At 73.0% G+C, this 20,282-nt stretch carries 21 protein-coding genes; 16 read left to right on the forward strand and 5 right to left on the reverse strand.

Going from position 1 to position 20,282, the window contains the following annotated elements; all coding sequences use genetic code 11:
* The first annotated feature begins 29 nt into the window (after positions 1–29).
* The 3 genes from rplM to glmM all read left to right on the forward strand — a co-directional run bounded on the left by rplM (position 30) and on the right by glmM (position 2,518).
* Positions 30–473: a 50S ribosomal protein L13 gene (gene rplM / locus AB0903_RS06320; RefSeq protein WP_366699510.1), complete on the forward strand. Its 444-nt coding sequence runs from the start codon at positions 30–32 to the stop codon at positions 471–473.
* 41 nt (positions 474–514) lie between these two features.
* Positions 515–1,027 (forward strand): 30S ribosomal protein S9, encoded by a 513-nt coding sequence (rpsI, locus tag AB0903_RS06325; RefSeq protein WP_366699512.1) that lies wholly within the window; start codon positions 515–517, stop codon positions 1,025–1,027.
* Positions 1,028–1,159: 132 nt separating this feature from the next.
* On the forward strand, positions 1,160–2,518 hold the full coding sequence (gene glmM / locus AB0903_RS06330; protein WP_366699514.1) for a phosphoglucosamine mutase: 1,359 nt from the start codon (positions 1,160–1,162) through the stop codon (positions 2,516–2,518).
* Between the two features lie 101 nt (positions 2,519–2,619).
* On the opposite strand, the gene coaA is transcribed toward glmM, so the two are convergent.
* Together coaA and AB0903_RS06340 are read right to left on the reverse strand one after the other, a co-directional pair.
* The gene (gene coaA, locus AB0903_RS06335; RefSeq protein WP_366699516.1) at positions 2,620–3,615 is read right to left on the reverse strand and encodes a type I pantothenate kinase; all 996 of its coding nucleotides are present in this window, start codon (positions 3,613–3,615) and stop codon (positions 2,620–2,622) included.
* A gap of 46 nt (positions 3,616–3,661) precedes the next feature.
* A complete protein-coding gene (locus AB0903_RS06340; protein ID WP_366699518.1) occupies positions 3,662–3,820 on the reverse strand; it encodes a hypothetical protein in 159 nt (52 codons plus the stop codon).
* A 171-nt stretch (positions 3,821–3,991) separates the two neighbouring features.
* Between AB0903_RS06340 and AB0903_RS06345 the strand changes: the two genes are divergently transcribed.
* The gene (locus tag AB0903_RS06345) at positions 3,992–4,792 is read left to right on the forward strand and encodes a hypothetical protein (RefSeq protein ID WP_366699520.1); all 801 of its coding nucleotides are present in this window, start codon (positions 3,992–3,994) and stop codon (positions 4,790–4,792) included.
* A 148-nt stretch (positions 4,793–4,940) separates the two neighbouring features.
* Here the strand turns inward: AB0903_RS06345 and AB0903_RS06350 are convergent, their stop codons facing one another.
* Together AB0903_RS06350 and AB0903_RS06355 are read right to left on the reverse strand one after the other, a co-directional pair.
* On the reverse strand, positions 4,941–6,323 hold the full coding sequence (locus tag AB0903_RS06350) for a chloride channel protein (RefSeq protein ID WP_366699522.1): 1,383 nt from the start codon (positions 6,321–6,323) through the stop codon (positions 4,941–4,943).
* A 110-nt stretch (positions 6,324–6,433) separates the two neighbouring features.
* Entirely contained in the window at positions 6,434–6,850 is a 417-nt protein-coding gene (locus AB0903_RS06355; protein WP_366699524.1) for a hypothetical protein, read from the reverse strand.
* 400 nt (positions 6,851–7,250) lie between these two features.
* Between AB0903_RS06355 and glmS the strand changes: the two genes are divergently transcribed.
* The 7 genes from glmS to AB0903_RS06390 all read left to right on the forward strand — a co-directional run bounded on the left by glmS (position 7,251) and on the right by AB0903_RS06390 (position 15,866).
* The gene (glmS, locus tag AB0903_RS06360) at positions 7,251–9,098 is read left to right on the forward strand and encodes a glutamine--fructose-6-phosphate transaminase (isomerizing) (protein ID WP_366699526.1); all 1,848 of its coding nucleotides are present in this window, start codon (positions 7,251–7,253) and stop codon (positions 9,096–9,098) included.
* Between the two features lie 6 nt (positions 9,099–9,104).
* The gene (locus AB0903_RS06365) at positions 9,105–9,473 is read left to right on the forward strand and encodes a holo-ACP synthase (protein ID WP_366699528.1); all 369 of its coding nucleotides are present in this window, start codon (positions 9,105–9,107) and stop codon (positions 9,471–9,473) included.
* A 624-nt stretch (positions 9,474–10,097) separates the two neighbouring features.
* A complete protein-coding gene (locus AB0903_RS06370) occupies positions 10,098–11,540 on the forward strand; it encodes an NAD(P)H-hydrate dehydratase (protein ID WP_366699530.1) in 1,443 nt (480 codons plus the stop codon).
* Between the two features lie 295 nt (positions 11,541–11,835).
* Positions 11,836–13,062: an alanine racemase gene (gene alr / locus AB0903_RS06375; protein ID WP_366699532.1), complete on the forward strand. Its 1,227-nt coding sequence runs from the start codon at positions 11,836–11,838 to the stop codon at positions 13,060–13,062.
* A gap of 12 nt (positions 13,063–13,074) precedes the next feature.
* Positions 13,075–14,340 carry an alpha/beta hydrolase gene (locus AB0903_RS06380; RefSeq protein ID WP_366699534.1) on the forward strand — a complete coding sequence of 422 codons (1,266 nt, stop codon included), beginning with the start codon at positions 13,075–13,077 and terminating at the stop codon, positions 14,338–14,340.
* Positions 14,312–14,836, forward strand: a complete 525-nt coding sequence (gene tsaE, locus AB0903_RS06385) for a tRNA (adenosine(37)-N6)-threonylcarbamoyltransferase complex ATPase subunit type 1 TsaE (RefSeq protein ID WP_366699536.1) — start codon at positions 14,312–14,314, stop codon at positions 14,834–14,836. The genes AB0903_RS06380 and tsaE overlap by 29 nt, the downstream gene beginning before the upstream one ends.
* 790 nt (positions 14,837–15,626) lie before the next feature.
* Entirely contained in the window at positions 15,627–15,866 is a 240-nt protein-coding gene (locus AB0903_RS06390) for a hypothetical protein (protein WP_366699538.1), read from the forward strand.
* A gap of 56 nt (positions 15,867–15,922) precedes the next feature.
* Here the strand turns inward: AB0903_RS06390 and AB0903_RS06395 are convergent, their stop codons facing one another.
* Positions 15,923–16,486 (reverse strand): L,D-transpeptidase, encoded by a 564-nt coding sequence (locus AB0903_RS06395; protein ID WP_366699540.1) that lies wholly within the window; start codon positions 16,484–16,486, stop codon positions 15,923–15,925.
* 110 nt (positions 16,487–16,596) lie between these two features.
* Between AB0903_RS06395 and tsaB the strand changes: the two genes are divergently transcribed.
* The 5 genes from tsaB (at position 16,597) to AB0903_RS06420 (ending at position 20,253) form a co-directional block, all read left to right on the forward strand.
* On the forward strand, positions 16,597–17,250 hold the full coding sequence (gene tsaB / locus AB0903_RS06400; RefSeq protein ID WP_366699542.1) for a tRNA (adenosine(37)-N6)-threonylcarbamoyltransferase complex dimerization subunit type 1 TsaB: 654 nt from the start codon (positions 16,597–16,599) through the stop codon (positions 17,248–17,250).
* A gap of 101 nt (positions 17,251–17,351) precedes the next feature.
* Positions 17,352–17,810 carry a ribosomal protein S18-alanine N-acetyltransferase gene (gene rimI / locus AB0903_RS06405; protein ID WP_366699544.1) on the forward strand — a complete coding sequence of 153 codons (459 nt, stop codon included), beginning with the start codon at positions 17,352–17,354 and terminating at the stop codon, positions 17,808–17,810.
* Positions 17,810–18,904, forward strand: a complete 1,095-nt coding sequence (gene tsaD, locus AB0903_RS06410) for a tRNA (adenosine(37)-N6)-threonylcarbamoyltransferase complex transferase subunit TsaD (RefSeq protein WP_366699546.1) — start codon at positions 17,810–17,812, stop codon at positions 18,902–18,904. The genes rimI and tsaD overlap by 1 nt, the downstream gene beginning before the upstream one ends.
* A complete protein-coding gene (locus AB0903_RS06415; RefSeq protein ID WP_366699548.1) occupies positions 18,901–19,158 on the forward strand; it encodes a hypothetical protein in 258 nt (85 codons plus the stop codon). The genes tsaD and AB0903_RS06415 overlap by 4 nt, the downstream gene beginning before the upstream one ends.
* Positions 19,159–19,599: 441 nt before the next feature.
* On the forward strand, positions 19,600–20,253 hold the full coding sequence (locus tag AB0903_RS06420; protein ID WP_366699550.1) for a hypothetical protein: 654 nt from the start codon (positions 19,600–19,602) through the stop codon (positions 20,251–20,253).
* Positions 20,254–20,282 lie beyond the last annotated feature (29 nt).

Raw genomic sequence — 20,282 nt, forward strand, 5'->3', positions numbered from 1 at the left:
CACTCACTGAAGAAGCGAAGGCTACGACCGTGCGTACGTACAGCCCCAAGCCCGGCGATGTGACGCGTCAGTGGCACATCATCGACGCGCAGGACATCGTCCTGGGCCGTCTGGCGACCACCGCCGCTACCCTTCTCCGGGGCAAGCACAAGCCGATCTACGCCCCCCACGTCGACGCCGGTGACTTCGTCATCATCGTCAACGCGGAGAAGGTGCACCTGTCCGGCAACAAGCGGACCCAGAAGATGGCGTACCGCCACTCCGGCTACCCGGGTGGTCTGCGTTCCGTCCGCTACGACGAGCTGCTCGAGAAGAGCCCCGAGAAGGCCGTGGAGAAGGCCATCAAGGGCATGCTCCCCAAGAACACCCTGGGCCGTCAGATGCTCTCGAAGCTGAAGGTCTACGCGGGCGAGAACCACCCGCACGCTGCCCAGCAGCCGGTCCCGTTCGAGATCACCCAGGTCGCGCAGTAAGTCCGGCCACCCCCTAAGACGAAAAGAATCTGAGGAGAATCGTGGCTGAGACCACCGCCGAGACCCCGCTCGAAGAGGTTGACGTCGAGCAGTACACCACCGAGACCGAGGTTCCGGTCGAGGGTGAGTACACCTCCGAGTCCGTGGCGTCCCGCTTCGGCGAGCCGCAGCCGGCCGCCGGCCTGGGCCGTCGCAAGAACGCCATCGCCCGTGTCCGGATCGTTCCGGGCACCGGCAAGTGGAAGATCAACGGTCGCACCCTCGAGGGCTACTTCCCGAACAAGGTGCACCAGCAGGAAGTCAACGAGCCCTTCAAGGTGCTCGAGCTCGACAACCGCTACGACGTCATCGCCCGCATCTCGGGTGGCGGCGTCTCCGGCCAGGCCGGCGCCCTGCGCCTCGGCGTGGCCCGTGCGCTGAACGAGGCGGACGTGGACAACAACCGCGGCGCACTCAAGAAGGCCGGCTTCCTCTCCCGCGACGACCGTGCGGTCGAGCGCAAGAAGGCCGGTCTCAAGAAGGCCCGTAAGGCTCCGCAGTACAGCAAGCGCTAAGCGCAAGCCGGCCTGCAGACACCTGTACGGCTTCTCGTTCGCCCCGGCGGCACTCCGTGCTGCCGGGGCGTTCGTCTATCGCCCGCCTCGGGCGTACCAGTTTCGAGCAATCAGCATTCTCGGAGGACAACAGTGGGACGACTCTTCGGTACGGACGGTGTACGCGGCGTCGCCAACGCGGATCTGACGGCGGAACTCGCGCTCGGCCTGTCCGTCGCCGCGGCGCATGTGCTCGCCGAAGCGGGCACGTTCGCGGGCCATCGCCCGACCGCGGTGGTCGGCCGCGACCCGCGCGCATCCGGAGAGTTCCTGGAGGCAGCCGTCGTGGCGGGCCTGGCGAGCGCGGGTGTCGACGTGCTGCGCGTCGGTGTGCTGCCGACCCCGGCGGTGGCCTACCTCACCGGTGCGCTCGGCGCCGACCTCGGCGTGATGCTCTCCGCCAGCCACAACGCCATGCCGGACAACGGCATCAAGTTCTTCGCCCGCGGCGGTCACAAACTGGCCGACGAGCTCGAGGACCGTATCGAGCACGTCTACGACCAGCACCGGACCGGCGAGCCGTGGGACCGGCCGACGGGCGCGGGTGTGGGCCGCGTGAGGGACTACGACGAGGGCTTCGACAAGTACGTCGCCCACCTCATCGCCGTACTCCCGCACCGGCTCGACGGTCTCAAGGTCGTCCTCGACGAGGCGCACGGCGCCGCTTCCCGGGTCTCGCCGGAGGCGTTCGCACGCGCCGGCGCCGAGGTCGTGACGATCGGCACGGAGCCGGACGGTCTCAACATCAACGACGGCTGCGGATCGACCCACCTGGACCTGCTGAAGGCCGCCGTCGTCGAGCACGGCGCCGACCTCGGTATCGCGCACGACGGCGACGCGGACCGCTGCCTCGCGGTCGACGCGCGGGGCGAGGAGGTCGACGGCGACCAGATCCTCGCCGTGCTGGCGCTCGCCATGCGCGAGGCGGGCACCCTGCGCGGCAACACCGTCGTCGCCACGGTCATGTCCAATCTGGGCTTCAAGCTCGCCATGGAGCGCGAGGGCGTCGAACTGGTGCAGACGGCGGTCGGCGACCGCTACGTTCTGGAGGCCATGAAGGAGCACGGCTTCGGGCTCGGCGGCGAGCAGTCCGGCCATGTGATCGTGCTCGACCACGCCACGACCGGCGACGGCACGCTGACCGGCCTCATGCTGGCGTCCCGCCTCGCGGCGACCGGCCGCTCGCTGGCCGAGCTGGCCGGAGTGATGCAGCGGCTGCCGCAGGTGCTCATCAATGTGCCGGACGTCGACAGGTCCCGGGTGCGGACCTCCGCCGAGCTGTCGCAGGCGGTCGGCGAGGCGGAGCGCGAGCTCGGCTCCACCGGGCGGGTGCTGCTGCGTCCGTCGGGGACGGAACCGCTGGTGCGGGTCATGGTCGAGGCCGCGGACATCGAGCAGGCGCGTACCGTCGCGGGGCGGCTGGCCGACGTGGTGAAGTCCACGCTGGGCTGAGCCCGCGTCCCGGCAACGCCCGCGCCCGGTCGGCGACTTCACGTCGCGGGCCGGGCGCGGTCCTGTACGGGGCGGCGGCCTCGGCCCGTTGAGCCGGCGCGCTAGAGCTTGCGCAGCGACAGCCGCTGCACCTTGTGGTCGGGCCCTTTGCGCAGCACCAGCGCCGCGCGGCCGCGCGTGGGCGCCACATTCTCCAGCAGATTGGGCTTGTTGATGGTCCGCCACATGGTGCGGGCGTAGTCGAGCGCCTCCTCCTCCGAGACCTGGGTGTACTTCCTGAAGTAGGAGGAAGGATTCTGGAACGCCGTCGCCCGCAGCTTGCGGAACCGGTTGAGGTACCAGGTCTCGATGTCCTCCGGCCGGGCGTCCACGTACACGCTGAAGTCGAAGTAGTCGGCGAGGCCGACCCTGGTCCGGCCGTCCTTGCCGGGAAGCGCCGGCTGCAGGACGTTGAGCCCTTCGACGATCAGGATGTCCGGGCGGCGCACGGTCAGGCGCTCGTCCGGGACGATGTCGTAGATCATGTGCGAGTAGACCGGGGCGGTGACCTCGTCCTTGCCGGCCTTGATGTCGGCCACGAAACGGGTCAGCGCCCGGCGGTCGTACGACTCGGGGAAGCCTTTGCGCGACGTCAGCCCCCGGGCCTGCAGTTCCTTCATGGGGAACAGGAACCCGTCGGTGGTCACCAGCTCGACCCGCGGGTGCTCGGGCCAGCGGGCGAGCAGCGCCTGGAGGAGCCGGGCGACGGTCGACTTGCCGACCGCGACGGAGCCGGCGACCCCTATGACGAAGGGTGTGCCGCGCTGCTCGCCGTGGCCGTTCCCCGCGTCGCCGAGGAACGTGTTGAGGGCGCCGCGCAGCCCGGCGGTGGCCTGCACGTAGAGGTTCAGCAGCCGGGAGAGCGGCAGGTAGACGTCGCGGACCTCGTCGAGGTCGATGACGTCGCCGAGCCCGCGGAGTTGCTCGACCTCCTCGGCGCTGAGGGGCAGCGGAGTTTTCTCGCGCAGGGCGCTCCACTCCGCGCGGGTGAGGTCGACATAGGGGGTCGACGCGTGCTCGGCCCGGCGGTGGGTGCTCCGTGGCGGCGAAGTGATCACATGCCCATTGTCGTGCGTACGGCACGGTTGTGGGCCGTGTGCTCGGTCACGCGGGGAGGCGGGGCAGGCCGGTTCCGGCCGGCTTGCCGGTGGCGTGCGTCACGGTCGCCGGTGACCGTCCGTCAACGCGTTCCGCGGGCTGCTCCTCGGCGGTCCCGGGGGCAGAGCCGGTGATGTGGTCGCCGGTGTGGGCGGCGGGCATCACGCCGGCGTTCTCTCCCTTGGCGATGCGGGCGCACCGGGCCGAGGCATGACGGCTCGGGCGATGTCCGAGCTCCGGGCTAGAGTACGGCTCACCAGCAGCGACACGGGATCGGCCGGTCGTGAGCCGCCGCCTCGGGAGGGGTCGCTGCGTATCACACGAGGACGTCTGCACATGCGAAGCACCGCCGTACGCCGTACTGCCCTGGCCGCCGCTGCGGCATCCCTGGTTCTGCTCGTCAGCGCCTGTGGTGGCGAGGGTTCCGGCGGAGGGACGAAGGACGAGACCAAGGGCAAGGGCGATGAGTCCGCTGCCGCCAAGCCCGCGGCCAAGGCGCTGTCCGCGGCCGAGCTGGAGAAGGCCGCGCTCGCCCAGGGTGACGTCGAGGCCCACAAGGTGATCAAGGCCGGACCGCAGGACGACATGGCCGCCAAGGACGTCACGACCGACAAGGCCGAGTGCGAGCCGGTCGCCAGGGCGCTCGCCGGTGTGCCCCTGGGCGAGCCCGTCGCCACCGTGAAGCGGAGGGTCACCGCGGAGCCCGACGCGAAGGCAGCCGGCAAGGGCCTCGACGACCTGACGGACGAGGAGATCGACGGCGCGATGGAGGGTGCCTTCGACATCACCACGTCGCTGGTCGCGCTCTCGTCCTACGAGAGCCGGGGCGCGGCCGACGCGTTCTCGGCGCTCAAGTCCGCGGCCACGGCCTGCGCCGGTGGCTTCACGATGACGATGTCCGGCGCGGAGCAGAAGGTCCTCAAGCTGACCGAGGCGAAGGTCTCGGGCGGCGACGAGGCCGTGGCATGGACGATGCCCTCCGAGCAGGACGGTGAGAAGCTGCCGTTCAACCTGGCCGTCGTGCGCGAGGGCAGCACCTTCACGACGTTCTCCTCGTTCAACATCATGGCTCCCGAGGGTGAGCCGCTCCCCCTGCCGGCTGCCGTCGTCGACGCCCAGGTGGCCAAGCTCGGCTGACTCCCCTGCCCCCTGACCCCGTGGCCCGCGTGCGCCGTGCGATCCCAAGGGTGCGCGGTGGTGCGGCGCGCGGGGCCCGGGGTGGTGCGGCCCGCGGGGGTGCGCGGTGGTGCGACCACGAAGGACCAGGCCCTTGCTCGGGTGCTGCTCAGCCCTTGGCCGCGGCGCCGTCGTCCCCGCGTCCGGACAGGGCACCGGCGGCCGGTTCGAGCGCGGGCCCGGTCGGCATCAGCTCCGTCGTGACGAAGGCGACCACGGCGGCGAGGATCACCACCGGCGTCATGCCCGGGCTCCCCAGCAGCAGGACCACCAGCACGACGCTGCTGACCGGCAGCCGGAGGGCGCTGACGGCGGCCGCTGCCATGCCCGCGGCTGTTCCCGGTACGACCCCCAGACCCGGCAGGGGCGAGAGGAGAAGACCGGCGGCACCGCCCAGGCAGAGAGCGGGGAAGATCGGGCCTCCTCGCAGGCTGCCCAGGCAGAGCGCGTAGGCGGCGGTCTTGAAGACCAGCAGGGCCAGCAGGGCGCCGATGCCCCAGGCGGCGGGGGCGGACGCCATGTGGGCCAGTGTCGCCTGTCCGGACAGGGCCGCCTCCGCCGGTGAGCGTCCGGTGGTGACCGAGTAGAGGGTCGCGCAGCCGCCGGCCGCCACGGCACAGGCCACCGTCCTGCGGAACGGCCGTGCCGCCACGAACGCCGCGGTCAACCGCCCGCCGGCCACCGCCAGTCGCACGAGCGCACCGACGACGACGCCCAGCACCACCGCCCACAGCACGTCACCGATGTCCAGGCGCGGGACGGGGCCGGCGATGTCCAGCCCGAGACTCCCGGTCTTCAGGCCGGTCCAGCGCCCCAGTCCGGTGAAGATCAGCGAGCCCACGCCGCTCGAGAGGAGTGCGGGGAGCATCACGGCGACGAGTTGAGGGCCGCCCACCCCCGCCACCTCGATCAGGAGCACCGCGGCGACCAGGGGGTTGCCGAAGATGGCTGAGACGGCGGCCGCCGCACCGGCCGCGCCCAGCAGGGCGTTGCTCCGCGGTGTCGCGGGGGCGCGGGCGAGGTCCCGGAAGAGCAGGGCCAACCCGCCGCCGAGGGCGATCAGGGGCGCCTCGGGGCCGAGGACCGCGCCCAGAGGCAGGCTGGCCGCTGCCAGGACCACTCCGGGCAGCGCGGCCGGAGCCGGCGCGCCCGCGTGGAGCCCGCCGGCGGGGACGTGGCCGCCCGCCCCGCGCAGACGGGTGACGACCGCCCCCACGACGATGCCGGCGATCAGCAGGAGGGGCAGCGGCCACCAGGCCGGTGGGGTGTCCCAGCCCAGTGCCCTCGGCAGTGACGACCAGAACAGGTGCTCGAGCTCGTGCAGGGCGGCGAGCAGCCAGAACGCGGCGAGCGACACGGGAATGCCGATCAGTCCACTGAAGATCAGCGCCTTGCGGTAGCCGGGGCTGCGCAGTACGGCGCGCAGTTGCTCCGGCTCCTGTGGGCCCGCCGGGCCGTCTGCCGACGCAGACCGAGCGCTGCGCTCCGCCATCGCGTCATTCCTTCCGGCGGTCCGGCTTCAGCCGGTGCCCTTCGCGCCCGTGGTGCCGTGAGCGGTCCGGTGGCCGGGCGCTCGACCCGCACGATGCGACCGCGGACATGTCAGCGGCGTGCCGAGCGTGGGGCGGTGCAGAGCGCCCAGATGACGAAGACGTCGATGGCGATCAGCACGATCGACCAGAAGGGGTGGTAGGGAAGCCACAGGAAGTTCGCGATCAGTCCCAGGCCCACGAGTGCCACGCCGACGACCCTCGCCCACACCGCCCCGCTGAACAGGGCGACGCCCGCGAGCAGGATGACGATGCCGAGGATCAGATGGACCCAGCCCCAGCCCGTGAGGTTGAACCGGAAGATGTAGTCGTCGGTGGCGACGAACACATCGTCCTCGGCGATCGCCGCGATCCCCTGCAGAAGGGTCAGGGCTCCGCCGAGGACCATCAGCACAGCGGCGAACATCATCCAGCCCGTCGCGGAGCCGTTCTTCGTGCCGTGCGACGTCGTGGGAGTGCCTGAAGCCATGATGCTGCCTTCCTGTCGTTCTCTTCCGGCCGCTCGGCCGGAAGGCCGCTTGGCCGCTCGGCCGGTTGGCAGTTCGGCCGCTCGGTAGTTCGGCCGTTGCCCGGCCGCCCGTCCGTGATCAGCCTTCACCGAAGCAGAGCAACGCGCATCGTGAGCGGCGCGAGCAGGTGGTGCGTCCGAGGAGTGCGGGTCGGGTGCGGTGGCCCGGCAGGCGGCGGCGAGGGCCGTCGCACCGGTTCTGGGATCATGGGGCGACGGCATACCGGTCCCGCGAATGCGCTCGTCGTGGCACTCGCTGTGCGGGCTCCGGAGGGAGAAACTCCTCATAGGCTCACAAAGGGGCGCCGAAGTGGTGAGCGGCTCCACTGCTCGCCCAACGGGTGGCCACGAAAGGGTTGGTATGTGCGGAATCGTGGGTTACGTCGGCGGACAGTCGGCGCTCGATGTGGTCATCGCCGGGCTGAAGCGGCTCGAGTACCGCGGCTACGACTCGGCCGGAGTCGCGGTACTCGTCGACGGGGGGCTCGCCGCGGCGAAGAAGGCGGGCAAGCTCGTCAATCTGGAGAAGGAACTGGTCGAACGTCCGCTGCCGAGCGGCTCCACCGGCATCGGCCATACCCGCTGGGCCACCCACGGCGGTCCGACGGACGTCAACGCGCATCCGCACCTGGACAACGCGGGTCGCGTCGCCGTCGTGCACAACGGCATCATCGAGAACTTCGCCGTCCTGCGCGCCGAGCTCGCCGAGCGCGGCCACGACCTGGAGTCGGAGACCGACACCGAGGTCGTCGCCCATCTGCTCGCCGAGTCGTTCTCCTCCACCGGGGACCTCGCGGACTCGATGCGGATGGTGTGCAGACGGCTGGAGGGGGCGTTCACGCTGGTCGCGGTCCATGCGGACGAGCCGGACGTGGTGGTGGGCGCCCGGCGGAACTCGCCGCTGGTGGTGGGTGTCGGTGAGGGCGAGTCCTTCCTCGCGTCGGACGTGGCCGCGTTCATCGCCCACACGCGGTCCGCGATCGAACTGGGCCAGGACCAGGTGGTGGAGCTGCGCCGCGACGGCGTGACGGTCACCGGCTTCGGCGGGGAGCCCGCGGAGGTCCACTCGTACCATGTCGACTGGGACGCCTCCGCCGCCGAGAAGGGCGGCTACGACTACTTCATGCTCAAGGAGATCGCCGAACAGCCCAAGGCGGTCGCCGACACGCTCCTCGGCCGTATCGACGCGTCCGGGGCGCTGACCCTCGACGAGGTGCGCATCCCGCAGTCCGTGCTGCGCGAGGCGGACAAGGTCGTCATCGTCGCCTGCGGGACGGCCTTCCACTCGGGCCTCATCGCCAAGTACGCCATCGAGCACTGGACGCGTGTCCCGTGCGAGGTCGAGCTGGCGAGCGAGTTCCGCTACCGGGACCCCATCCTCGACCAGCGGTCGCTGGTGATCGCCATCTCGCAGTCCGGCGAGACCATGGACACCCTCATGGCGCTGCGCCACGCGCGTGAACAGGGCGCCAGGGTCCTCGCCATCTGCAACACCAACGGGTCGACGATCCCCAGGGAGTCCGACGCCGTGCTCTACACGCACGCCGGACCGGAGGTCGCCGTCGCGTCCACCAAGGCGTTCCTGACGCAGCTGGTCGCCTGCTACCTGGTGGCGCTCTACCTGGCACAGGTCCGCGGCACCAAGTGGGCGGACGAGATCCGGGCCGTCGTCCGCGATCTGGCGCAGATCTCCGGCCACATCGACCGGGTCCTGGAGACCATGGAGCCGGTGCGGGAGCTGGCCCGCTCGCTGGCGGGCAAGAAGACGGTGCTGTTCCTCGGACGCCATGTGGGCTACCCCGTGGCGCTGGAGGGTGCGCTGAAGCTCAAGGAGCTTGCCTACATGCACGCGGAGGGATTCGCGGCGGGCGAGCTCAAGCACGGGCCGATCGCACTGATCGACGAGGACCTTCCGGTGGTCGTCGTCGTCCCCTCGCCGCGGGGCCGCTCCGTGCTGCACGACAAGATCGTGTCCAATATCCAGGAGATCCGGGCCCGCGGCGCCCGGACCATCGTGATCGCGGAGGAGGGGGACGAGGCGGTGGTGCCGTACGCCGACCATCTGGTCCGGATCCCCGTGACACCGACGCTGCTCCAGCCGTTGGTCGCGACGGTGCCGCTGCAGGTCTTCGCGTGCGAGCTGGCGACGGCCCGCGGCAACGAGGTGGACCAGCCGCGGAACCTGGCGAAGTCCGTGACGGTGGAGTGAGGCCGGATGATCATCGGGGTGGGGATCGACGTGGCGGAGATCGACCGTTTCGCCGCGTCCATGAAGCGGACGCCGGGCATGGCCGAGCGGCTCTTCCTGAGACAGGAGCTGCTGCTTCCGAGCGGGGAGCAGCGGGGGTATGCCTCTCTGGCGGCGCGGTTCGCCGCGAAGGAGGCCCTGGCGAAGGCGCTCGGCGCGCCGGGGGGCCTGCTGTGGACGGACGCCGAGGTGTGCGTGGAGGACTCGGGACGCCCGCTCCTGCGTGTCCACGGCACCGTCGCCGCGCGCGCGGCGGAACTCGGCGTCCGCTCCTGGCATGTGTCGCTCAGCCACGACGCGGGCATCGCGTCGGCGGTGGTCATCGCGGAGGGGTAGGCCGGGGGCCGCTGCGCGAAGCCGTTCCCCCGCCCGCCCTGGCCGAACCGGGCTCCGCCCGGACGCGCGCCTCGAACGTCGGCGGGGCTCGGTGCGCCGGTCCCTTGGTGGTTCCGCCCCCGGGCCCGTGCCGGTCTGGTTCCGCCCCGGGCCCGTGCCGGTCTGGTTCCGCCCCGGGCCCGTGCCGGTCTGGTTCCGCCCCCGGGCCCGTGCCGGTCTGGTTCCGCCCCCGGGCCCGTGCCGGTCTGGTTCCGCCCCCGGGCCCGTGCCGGTCTGGTTCCGCCCCCGGCCCGTGCCGCATGCTCCCCTGTGCCCTGGCGGGCGTGGAGTGCCCCTGATGAGACTGATCCGGTGGCGCGACACCTGCCGCCCGGCGGGTGCCTCCGGCGGGCCGGTGCGCCGCGCGGCGGCATTTCCAGCCCGCGAGGCTCCTCCCACGCCGCCTGGCCGTACGAGGAGCCTGCGGCCATCGCGCGAAGCGCGATACCCGGGTCCGGGTGGACCGGCACGCTCGCCCGGCGACACGGGTCCGGGGCGGAGCCCCGGTCCGTGAAGGGGGCGGGGCGGGGGAACGGCCCGTTGCGAACCGGGCGCCCCCGAGGGCGGGTGCGGCAGACTCGGGGCATGCGTACCGCGTACAGCGTCGAGACGGTAAGACACGCCGAGGCACAGCTGATGGCCCGGCTGCCGGAGGGCGCGCTGATGCAGCGCGCCGCCGCCGGGCTGGCCGCGGCGTGTGCGGGACTGCTGGGCAGGGTGTACGGCGCGCGGATCGTGCTGCTCGTCGGCAGCGGCGACAACGGCGGCGACGCCCTGTACGCCGGTGCCCGGCTGGCCCGCCGCGGCGCGGGCGTCGTCGCCGTGCCGCTCGCGCGCGACCGCGTCCACCACGGCGGTCTTGCGGCGCTGCTCGCCGCCGGCGGGCATGTCGCCGACGATCCGTTCGAGGCGCTGTCCTCCGCCGACCTGGTGCTGGACGGGATCACCGGCATCGGAGGACGGGGCGGGCTGCGCAAGGACGCCGTTCCCGTGGCCCGCGCCGCCCGCGGCTCGGACGCCGTAGTCGTCGCCGTCGACCTGCCCAGCGGGATCGAGGCCGACACGGGCCAGGTGCGGGGCGAGGCGCTGCGCGCGGACGCGACCGTCACGTTCGGCACGTACAAGCCGGGGCTGCTCGTCGATCCGGGCAAGGAGTACGCGGGCACCGTACGGCTCGTGGGCATCGGTTTGGAGGACCACCTGCCGTCCCTGCCGGAGTTGGAGGCCCTCCAACACGCCGACCTGGGCCGGATGCTGCCGGTACCGGCAGCCGAGAGCGACAAGTACCGGCGCGGTGTCGTGGGCGTGGCCGCCGGGTCCGCGCGCTATCCGGGCGCGGCCGTGCTGTCGGTCGCGGGCGCGCTGCGCGGCGGCGCGGGAGCCGTGCGGTACGTCGGTCCGGCGGCGGACGCGGTGATCGCCCGCTTCCCCGAGACCCTGGTGCACGCGGGTCCACCGCACAAGGCGGGCCGCGTCCAGGCGTGGGTCGTCGGCCCGGGGCTCGGCGACGACGCGGACGCGGTACGGGAGGTACTCGACTCCGACGTGCCGGTGCTCGTCGACGCGGACGGGCTGCGTCTGCTGGACGCCGGGACCGTACGGGACCGCCGGGCCGCCACTCTGCTGACTCCCCACGCCGGGGAGGCGGCGGCACTGCTCGGCGTCGGGCGCGAGGCGGTGGAGGCCGCGCGGCTGGACTCCGTGCGCGAACTCGCCGCGCGTTTCGGGGCCACGGTGCTGCTCAAGGGGTCGACGACCCTGGTCGCCGCGCCCGACCGGGAGCGTTCGCCGGTCCGGGTCAACCCGATGGGCACTCCGTGGCTGGCCACGGCCGGCAGCGGTGACGTGCTGTCCGGGCTGGCCGGTTCGCTGCTCGCCGCCGGACTCGACGCGCGGGACGCAGGCTCGGCCGCCGCGTATCTGCACGGCCTGGCGGCCCGTCACGCGGCCGCGACGGGTGCGCCGATCACGGCGATGGAGGTCGCGGCGGCACTCCCGGCGGCGTGGCGCGACGTGCGCGCCGATTGACGACAGGGCCGCCTGCCCGCCACCTGCTTGCCGGCCTTCGCGTGTCGCCCATCGGCCCGTCGCCCGCCGCCGGTCCGCTACCGCGCCTGCCGTCCGTCGCCTCTCCTCTGCCGGCCCGGCGCCCGTCGCCCGTCGATCCGCGCACGTCGATCCGACGTACGCCGGGCGTCGCCGTGGCCGCGGCGCCCGACTGCGGCCCGCCCGGAGAATCCGACACCGACGGCGCCCCGCGCCGTGACGCACGCGACCGCCCACCGCACGGATCCGGCCGCGCGGCTCTGAGAGACTAAGCGCGATGAGCCACACAGCACCGCCCCGCCGAACCGCACCACCGCGCGCACGGGCCGAGATCGACCTCGCGGCCCTGCGCGCCAACGTGCGTGCTCTGCGCGCCCGCGCACCCCGGTCCGCGCTGATGGCCGTGGTGAAGTCGGACGCGTACGGCCACGGCATGGTGCCCTGCGCCCGCGCGGCGCTCGCGGCGGGCGCGACCTGGCTCGGCACGGCCACGCCCCACGAGGCGCTGACCCTGCGTGACGCGGGTGTGCCCGGCCGGATCATGTGCTGGCTGTGGACACCCGGCGGCCCCTGGCGTGAGGGCATCGAAGCGGACCTCGACATGTCGGTGAGCGGCATGTGGGCACTTGTAGAGGTGACCGCGGCGGCCAAGGAGGCGGGCCGCCCCGCCCGTATCCAACTCAAGGCCGACACCGGCCTCGGGCGCAACGGCTGCCAGCCCGCCGACTGGCCCGAACTGGTCGCCGCCGCCCGCACCGCAGAGGAGGCCGGTCTCGTCCACGTCACCGGACTGTGGTCCCACTTCGCGTGCGCCGACGAGCCCGGCCATCCCTCGATCGCCGCCCAGCTGGGCGTCTTCCACGACATGGTCGACCACGCGGAGAAGGCCGGTGTCGAGCCGGAAGTACGCCACATGGCCAACTCCCCGGCGACTCTCACGATCCCGGAGGCCCACTTCGACCTCGTACGGACCGGCATCGCGATGTACGGCATCTCGCCCGGCCCGGAGCTGGGAACGCCCGCCGACTTCGGGCTGCGCCCCGTGATGACGCTCACCGCCTCCGTCGCCCTCGTCAAGCACGTCCCCGCCGGCCACGGAGTCGGCTACGGCCATCACTACGTCACCGACGACGAGACCACCCTCGGCCTGATCCCCGTCGGCTACGCGGACGGCATTCCGCGCCACGCCTCCGGCCGCGGACCGGTCCTGGTCGCGGGCGAATGGCGGCGGGTCGCCGGACGGGTCGCGATGGACCAGTTCGTCGTGGACCTCGGCGGGCAGCGGATCCCGGAGGGTTCGGAGGCCGTGCTGTTCGGGCCGGGCGACCGGGGCGAGCCGACCGCCGAGGACTGGGCACAGGCCGCGGACACCATCGCGTACGAGATCGTCACCCGCATCGGCACGCGGGTTCCGCGCGTCTACCTGAACGAAACTTCCGAGGGTCCTGAGCGTTCCGGGGGTTCCGACAGCTCCGGGCGCCCCGGCGAGCACCCCCACGACTAGGAGAGCGGCACGGTGAGCGAGACCGGTACGGGGGACGCGGCCGAGGCCGCCGTCGACGCAGCCGCAGCCGCAGCCGCAGCCGCAGCCGCGGCAGCCGCAGCGGCAGCGGGCAACTGGCGGCGCGCCGGGTTCGCCGGTGCGGCGGTAGGCGTGGTCGCGGCGGGCGCCGCCGCGGGTGTGGCGCTCGAACGGCTCACCGTCGGCCGCGGGATCCGCAGGAAGGCCCGTCTCGCGCTCGACGCGGCAGGCCCGTACGGCGCTCTGCGGGGCACCCCGGGGAAGGCGCTGGCCGACGACGGCACGGCGCTCTACTACGAAGTCGACGAGGTCGACCCGGAAGCCGCCGCTCCGCGTCGCCGCAGGCTTTTCGGGCGCAAGACGCCGGCGCCGATGACGGTCGTGTTCTGCCACGGCTACTGCCTGAGCCAGGACTCGTGGCACTTCCAGCGCGCCGCGCTGCGCGGCTTGGTCCGTACGGTCCACTGGGACCAGCGCAGTCACGGCCGCTCGGCGCGGGGCACGTCGCAGGCCGGTTCCGGCGGCCGGCCGGTCACCATCGACCAGCTGGGCCGGGACCTGAAGGCCGTCATCGACGCGGCGGCGCCCGAAGGACCGCTGGTCCTGGTCGGCCACTCCATGGGCGGTATGACGATGATGGCCCTCGCAGCCCACCATCCGGAGCTGGTACGGGAACGCGTGGTCGGCGCGGCCTTCGTCGGCACCTCCTCGGGAAGGCTCGGCGAGGTCAGCTACGGCCTGCCGGTGGCCGGGGTGAACGCGGTCCGGCGCGTGCTGCCGGGCGTGCTGCGCGCCCTCGGCTCCCAGGCCGAACTCGTCGAACGGGGTCGCAGGGCCACCGCCGACCTGTTCGCGGGGCTCATCAAGCGGTACTCCTTCTCCTCGAAGGACGTCGACCCCGCGGTGGCCAGGTTCGCGGAACGGATGATCGAGTCCACGCCGATCGACGTGGTCGCCGAGTTCTACCCGGCCTTCGCCGAGCACGACAAGGGCGAAGCGCTCGACGTCTTCCAGGAGTTGCCGGTACTCGTCCTCGCGGGTGACAAGGACCTGGTCACGCCGAGTACGCACAGCGAGGCCATCGGAGACGTGCTGCGCGGCGCCGAGCTGGTCATCGTCCCGGACGCCGGGCACCTGGTGATGCTGGAGCACCCGGAGGCGGTCACGGACCGGCTCGCGGACCTCCTGGTCCGGGTCGGGGCGGTGCCGGCAGCGGCTACCGTTGGTCGGTATGGAAGCACCGCACAGCCCGGCGGCTGAGACCGCCGCCGCCTCCTCCGTACGTCTCTCGGTCGATTCCCCGGAGCGGATGCAGGACCTGGGGCGCAGCCTCGCCAAGCTGCTGCGCCCCGGTGACCTGGTGATGCTCACGGGTGAGCTGGGCGCAGGCAAGACGACGCTGACCCGCGGCCTCGGAGAGGGGCTCGGCGTGCGCGGCGCCGTCACGTCCCCGACGTTCGTCATCGCCCGCGTCCATCCGTCGCTGACGGGCGGCCCCGCACTGGTGCACGTCGACGCGTACCGGCTGGGCGGCGGCCTCGACGAGATGGAGGACCTCGACCTCGACGTGTCGCTGCCCGAGTCGGTGGTGGTCGTGGAGTGGGGCGACGGCAAGGTCGAGGACCTCTCGGAGGACCGCCTGCACGTGATCATCGACCGGGTGGTGGGCGACACGGACGACGACCGGCGGATGGTGACGCTCGCCGGCCACGGGGTCCGCTGGGCGGACGCGGACCTGTCGGCGGCCTCGGCGTAGCGCTCCGGCGGGCGCCGTATCGGCTCCACGCTTCCGGGCGTGTCCCGGTACCGGTTGCGTTCCCCCGTGCGGGGCCGGTCGGTGTCGCTTGGCGCCGGGGCGCCGGGCCGGGCGCGTGCGGCGTCCGGGGCGGGGTGGCGCGTTCGTGGGGCGGGTGCGGGTGGGGTGCCGCTGCGCGGGGCTTGCTCCCCCTGCCTGCCTCTTCCCGGAACCGGGCTCCGCCCGGACCCGCCCTCTGCGCTTGCGCGCTGTGCCGTCCGGTTGCCGCGCTGCGCGCTGTGGCTTCCGGCCGCCGTTCCCCCGGCTGCCGTGCTGTGCCCGTGGCTTCCGGCTGCTGTGCTGTGTCTGCGTGCTGCGCTGGTGGCTTCCGGCTGCTGTGCTGTGTCTGCGTGCTGCGCTGGTGGCTTCCGGCTGCTGTGCTGTGTCCTCGTGCTGTGCCCGTGGCCTCCGGCTGCCGTGCTGTGCGTTCCGTCCTTCGCCCTCAGCCCTGGGGCGGTCCATCGGGGCTCCGTGCCGCTGGTCGGGCGTGCCGGGCTTCGCGCGGTGGCCTCCATCGTCGGCCGGGCTTGATGCGCCCCGTCGGCGATCAAGACGCCGGGGCGGGGGCGTAGCCCCGGTTTCGGGAAGGGGCGGGGCGGGGGAAACGCCCCGCGCAGCGGCACCCGCCGCCGACGTTTCCGACATGACGTCGGGAAAGTGTTGCGCCCACGGCGCCGCCCGTGATGACATGGTATCGAGACCGGGTTAGGTCTACCTAACCTCGCCCGCCCTCGAGCCCCAGGAGGCGTCCATGCCGGCATCGGAGCACGCAGCGGAGCATGCGGCGGAGCACAGCGCGGAGCGTGAAGCGCGGTCGCGTCGGACGCAGCCGTCCGGGCCCGTGCGGCCGGCGGCCGCCCCGGCCCCCTCGGCCCCGGCCGTGTCGATGAGGGACCTGCTGGCGTCGTGTGCCGCGGCCAGCGCCGTGTCGACCCCGCCCCGCACGATCGCCGACGGCGACCGACGCGACGCGCAACGCGACGCCGCCTGATTCGAACCAGGGTCTACGGGCTCGTACGCACCCACCCGTACGGGTGAGTCGCGGAGCTACGGGACCACGACCACCTTCGAGTCGATCGTCGCGAACACCCACAGCGCGTCCCCGTCGGCCGGCTTCATCCGCACGCCGCCCGTCTTCTTCGTCGGGTCGGGGCTGGCCATCGAGCCGTCGACCGCCGCGCTGAAGCCGACGGTCACGCCGTCCACGCTCGCGAACCGCACCACGTGCTCGACCGGCACGCCGTCGGACCCGGACACACCGCCGGAGCGTGAGGTGACCGTGTAGGAGCCGGGCTCCGGGCTGACGGTGGAGGGCATGACCTCGAAGGTCCGCCGCACCTTCTCGTTCGCGTCGACGAGCCACACCCGCCGGTCGGCGAGTGCGTACACGACGCGCATCCCCGTGCCGGATCGGGCCGGGACGGCCTGCGCGTCCTTCGTCTTCTGCGAGGCCGCGGGGCCCGGGGCCGTCGCCGACGGGCCGGCGCCCGGCCGCTTCGAGGCATCAAGGTTCGCGGGGACGTTCGCCGACGCCTGGTAGGCCAGGAAACCGACGACGGCCAATGCTGCCGCAGTGAGCCCGGCCACGAGTCCCGAGCTGCTCCGTGCCACCCTGCTCACCTCTCGGATCCCCGAATGTGTGTACTCGGGGTGACGGTAGCACCGTGGTTCCGTTCGACGGTGCCGCCATGGCTCCCTCGCCGGAGCCGTAGGCTGTTCGCGTGCTCTTGCTCGCCATGGATACCGCCACGCCCGCCGTCACCGCCGCCCTCCACGACGGCACTTCCGTCGTCGCCGCGTCGAGCCGCGTGGACGCGCGCCGGCACGGGGAGTTGCTGCTGCCCGCCGTCGACAGGGTGCTCGCGGAGGCCGGTGTGAAGCTCGACGCCGTCACCGGTGTCGTGGTCGGTGTCGGCCCCGGGCCGTACACGGGCCTGCGGGTCGGACTGGTCACGGCCGCGACCTTCGCCTCGGCGCTCGGGGTGCCCGTGCACGGGGTCTGCACGCTGGACGGTCTGGCGTACGAGGCCGGGCTCGACGAGCCGTTCGTGGTGGCGACCGACGCGCGGCGCAAGGAGGTCTACTGGGCGCGGTACGAGAACGCCCGCACCCGTGCCTCGGACGCCGCCGTGGACCGTCCCGCGGAGATCGCGGAGCGGGTCGCGGGGCTGCCGGCGGTCGGCGCGGGCGCGCTGCTGTACCCGGAGACGTTCCCGGACGCCCGCGGTCCCGAGCACGTGAGCGCCTCCGCGCTGGCGGCGCTCGCGGCCGAGAAGCTGGCGGCCGGCGAGGAGTTCCTGCCGCCGCAGCCGCTGTACCTGCGGCGGCCGGACGCGCAGGTGCCCAAGAACTACAAGGTGGTCACCCCCAAGTGAGCGCCGCCCACCCTCCCCCAGAGCTTCGCCCGGGAGGTTCCCCCAGCGACCGCCGCCCCTCGTCGGCGCCGCTGTGCGGCGGCCTTCCTGAACTGCGCGAGATGCGCTGGTGGGATCTGGAACCGGTGCTGGAGCTCGAACACGAGCTGTTCCCGGAAGACGCCTGGTCGCCAGGCATGTTCTGGTCCGAGCTCGCGCACTCCCGCGGCCCGCGGGCCACCCGCCGCTATGTGGTGGCGGAGAGCGAGGGCGGCACGATCGTCGGCTACGCGGGCCTCGCGGCGGCCGGCGGCCTCGGCGACGTGCAGACCATCGCCGTCGACAGGAGCGAGTGGGGCACCGGCCTCGGCTCCCGGCTGCTGACCGACCTGCTGCAGCACGCCACCGCCTTCGAGTGCGACGAGGTGCTGCTCGAAGTGCGCGTGGACAACACCAGGGCCCAGAAGCTGTACGAGCGCTTCGGCTTCGAGCCCATCGGATTCCGCCGCGGCTACTACCAGCCCGGCAATATCGACGCCCTCGTCATGCGACTGACCGTACAAGGAACAGAGACCAACTGATGGCTGACGAACCGCTCGTACTCGGCATCGAGACCTCCTGCGACGAGACCGGCGTCGGCATCGTCCGCGGCACGACCCTGCTCGCCGACGAGGTCGCCTCGAGCGTCGACACCCACGCCCGTTTCGGCGGCGTCGTGCCGGAGATCGCCTCGCGCGCCCACCTGGAGGCGATGGTTCCGACGATCGAGCGCGCTCTGAAGACCGCCGGCCTCTCCGCACGGGACCTCGACGGCATCGCGGTCACGGCGGGCCCCGGCCTCGCCGGCGCGTTGCTGGTCGGCGTCTCGGCGGCGAAGGCGTACGCGTACGCCCTGGGCAAGCCGCTGTACGGGGTCAACCACCTGGCCTCGCACATCTGCGTCGACCAGCTGGAGCACGGCCCGCTGCCCGAGCCGACGATGGCCCTGCTGGTCTCCGGCGGCCACTCGTCGCTGCTGCTCGCGCCCGACATCACCGCCGACGTACGGCCCATGGGCGCGACGATCGACGACGCGGCCGGCGAGGCGTTCGACAAGATCGCGCGGGTGCTGGACCTGGGCTTCCCCGGCGGCCCGGTGATCGACCGGCTGGCGAAGGAGGGCGACCCGGAGGCGATCGCGTTCCCGCGCGGACTGAGCGGCTCCAGGGACCCGGCGTACGACTTCTCTTTCTCCGGTCTGAAGACGGCCGTGGCGCGCTGGATCGAGGCCAAGCGGGCGGCGGGCGAGGAGGTGCCGGTGCGGGACGTGGCGGCCTCCTTCCAGGAGGCGGTCGTCGACGTGCTGACCCGGAAGGCGGTGCGGGCCTGCCGGGACCAGGGTGTCGACCACCTGATGATCGGCGGCGGCGTGGCGGCCAACTCCCGGCTGCGGGCCCTTGCCCAGGAGCGGTGCGAGCGGGCCGGGATCAGGCTGCGGGTGCCGCGGCCGAAGCTGTGCACCGACAACGGGGCGATGGTGGCCGCGCTGGGCGCGGAGATGGTCGCCCGCAACCGGCCCGCCTCGGACTGGGAGCTGTCGGCGGACTCCTCCCTGCCGGTGACGGACCCCCATGTGCCCGGCGCGCACGACCACGACCATGTGCACGAGGTCAGCAAGGACAACCTGTACTCATGACCGTCGTCGCGCTGATGTGGGAGGCCCGCGCCGTGCCCGACCGGGGCGCGGAGCTGCTGGAGTGGGCCCGCGCCCAGGAGCTCGCGCGCGAGCCGCTGCGCCGCGAGATCCTGCGGGCGGGGCAGGACCGGGTCCTGGTCATCACCTGGTGGGACGCCGCCGACATGGCCGCCGACCTGCCCGAACTTCCCGAACCGGCCGACGATTTGATCACCCGGCCGGTGCACCGCTGGCGTTTCGAATCGCTCGGCTGAGACTCCTCGGCAGCGGCCCACAAGGCCCCTGACGCCCCCTGACGCCCTTGACGCCCCTATGCCGTGGAGGCCCCGATCGCGGCGTGGCATGCGCGGGCCGCCCGCCCGGTACGGGGACGCGGAACGGGCGACGATCGCCGTCCTGCACGGGCCGGTTGGCGGCCCTGACGCCGTTCCCGGTGGTCGGCCCGAACCGGGCGGCGGCCGGCGCGGCGGACGGCCCCCGGAGCCCGGCCCGGCGCAGCCGACGTCCTCGCCGACGGGCCGGCGCTCCAGGACCACCACTTGCCGCCGGGTGTCCGCGGTGACCTGCTGCCCGGCTCGGCCGACGGGAGGAGGCACGGCGGAGTTCGAGCGTCGCGGCCTCGCCGACCCCGCGGCGCCCGTGAACGGGAACTGCTGCCGGCCGGGCCGCTGCTTCCGCCCGGTAGCCTCGTCGGCATGCCGCGCCGTGTCCTGCCGCCTCCGCCGCCGCCTGCCGACACAGGCTGCTGGCCCGACCGGGAGACCCTGCTCGCGGACCGGAGCCGGGCGATGGACGAGCTCTTCCGGATGAGTATCGCCCCGCAGCGGCTGGTGCTGCTGTGGCTGGTGGTGGCCGGGTTCGCCGTCGGATGGGCGGTCTTCTGCGCGGCCCTGCTGGCGTTCGAGGAAGGGCAGGACCTGTTCAGCCACTTCTTCGGTGCGGTCCTCGGCTTCGTCGGACTCGCGTGCATGGTCCCGACGGGCCTGGCCGTCGGCTTCGGCGTCGCCCATGAGGCGGAGCTGCGCGGGCGGCTGCGGCAGTGGAGTGCGCTCGCGCACGACGCGGCCGGCGACGCCCGTTACGGCGCCCCGGCCATGAGCCTGTTCTGGTTCCTGCCGTCGTTCCTGCTGGGCGCGTACGGCCTGTGGCTCTCCACCACCGCCCTGACCGGTGGCGCAGGACGGGGCGGCTCCCTGGCCGGGGTGGTTCTGCCGACGGGGCTGGGGCTGATCCTCTGGCTCACCGGCCTGCTCGGCGTCATGAAGGCCGTGAGCCACTACCGCTGGGCGCTCCGGCTGGTGTCGCCTCCGGTGCTCCCGTCCGCGGCACGGGGCGGAACGCACCGCTGACGGGGGTTCGCGGGGCGGTGCGCACGGCT

The organism is Streptomyces sp. NPDC048389 (assembly GCF_040706335.1).
Classification (GTDB): Bacteria; Actinomycetota; Actinomycetes; order Streptomycetales; family Streptomycetaceae; genus Streptomyces.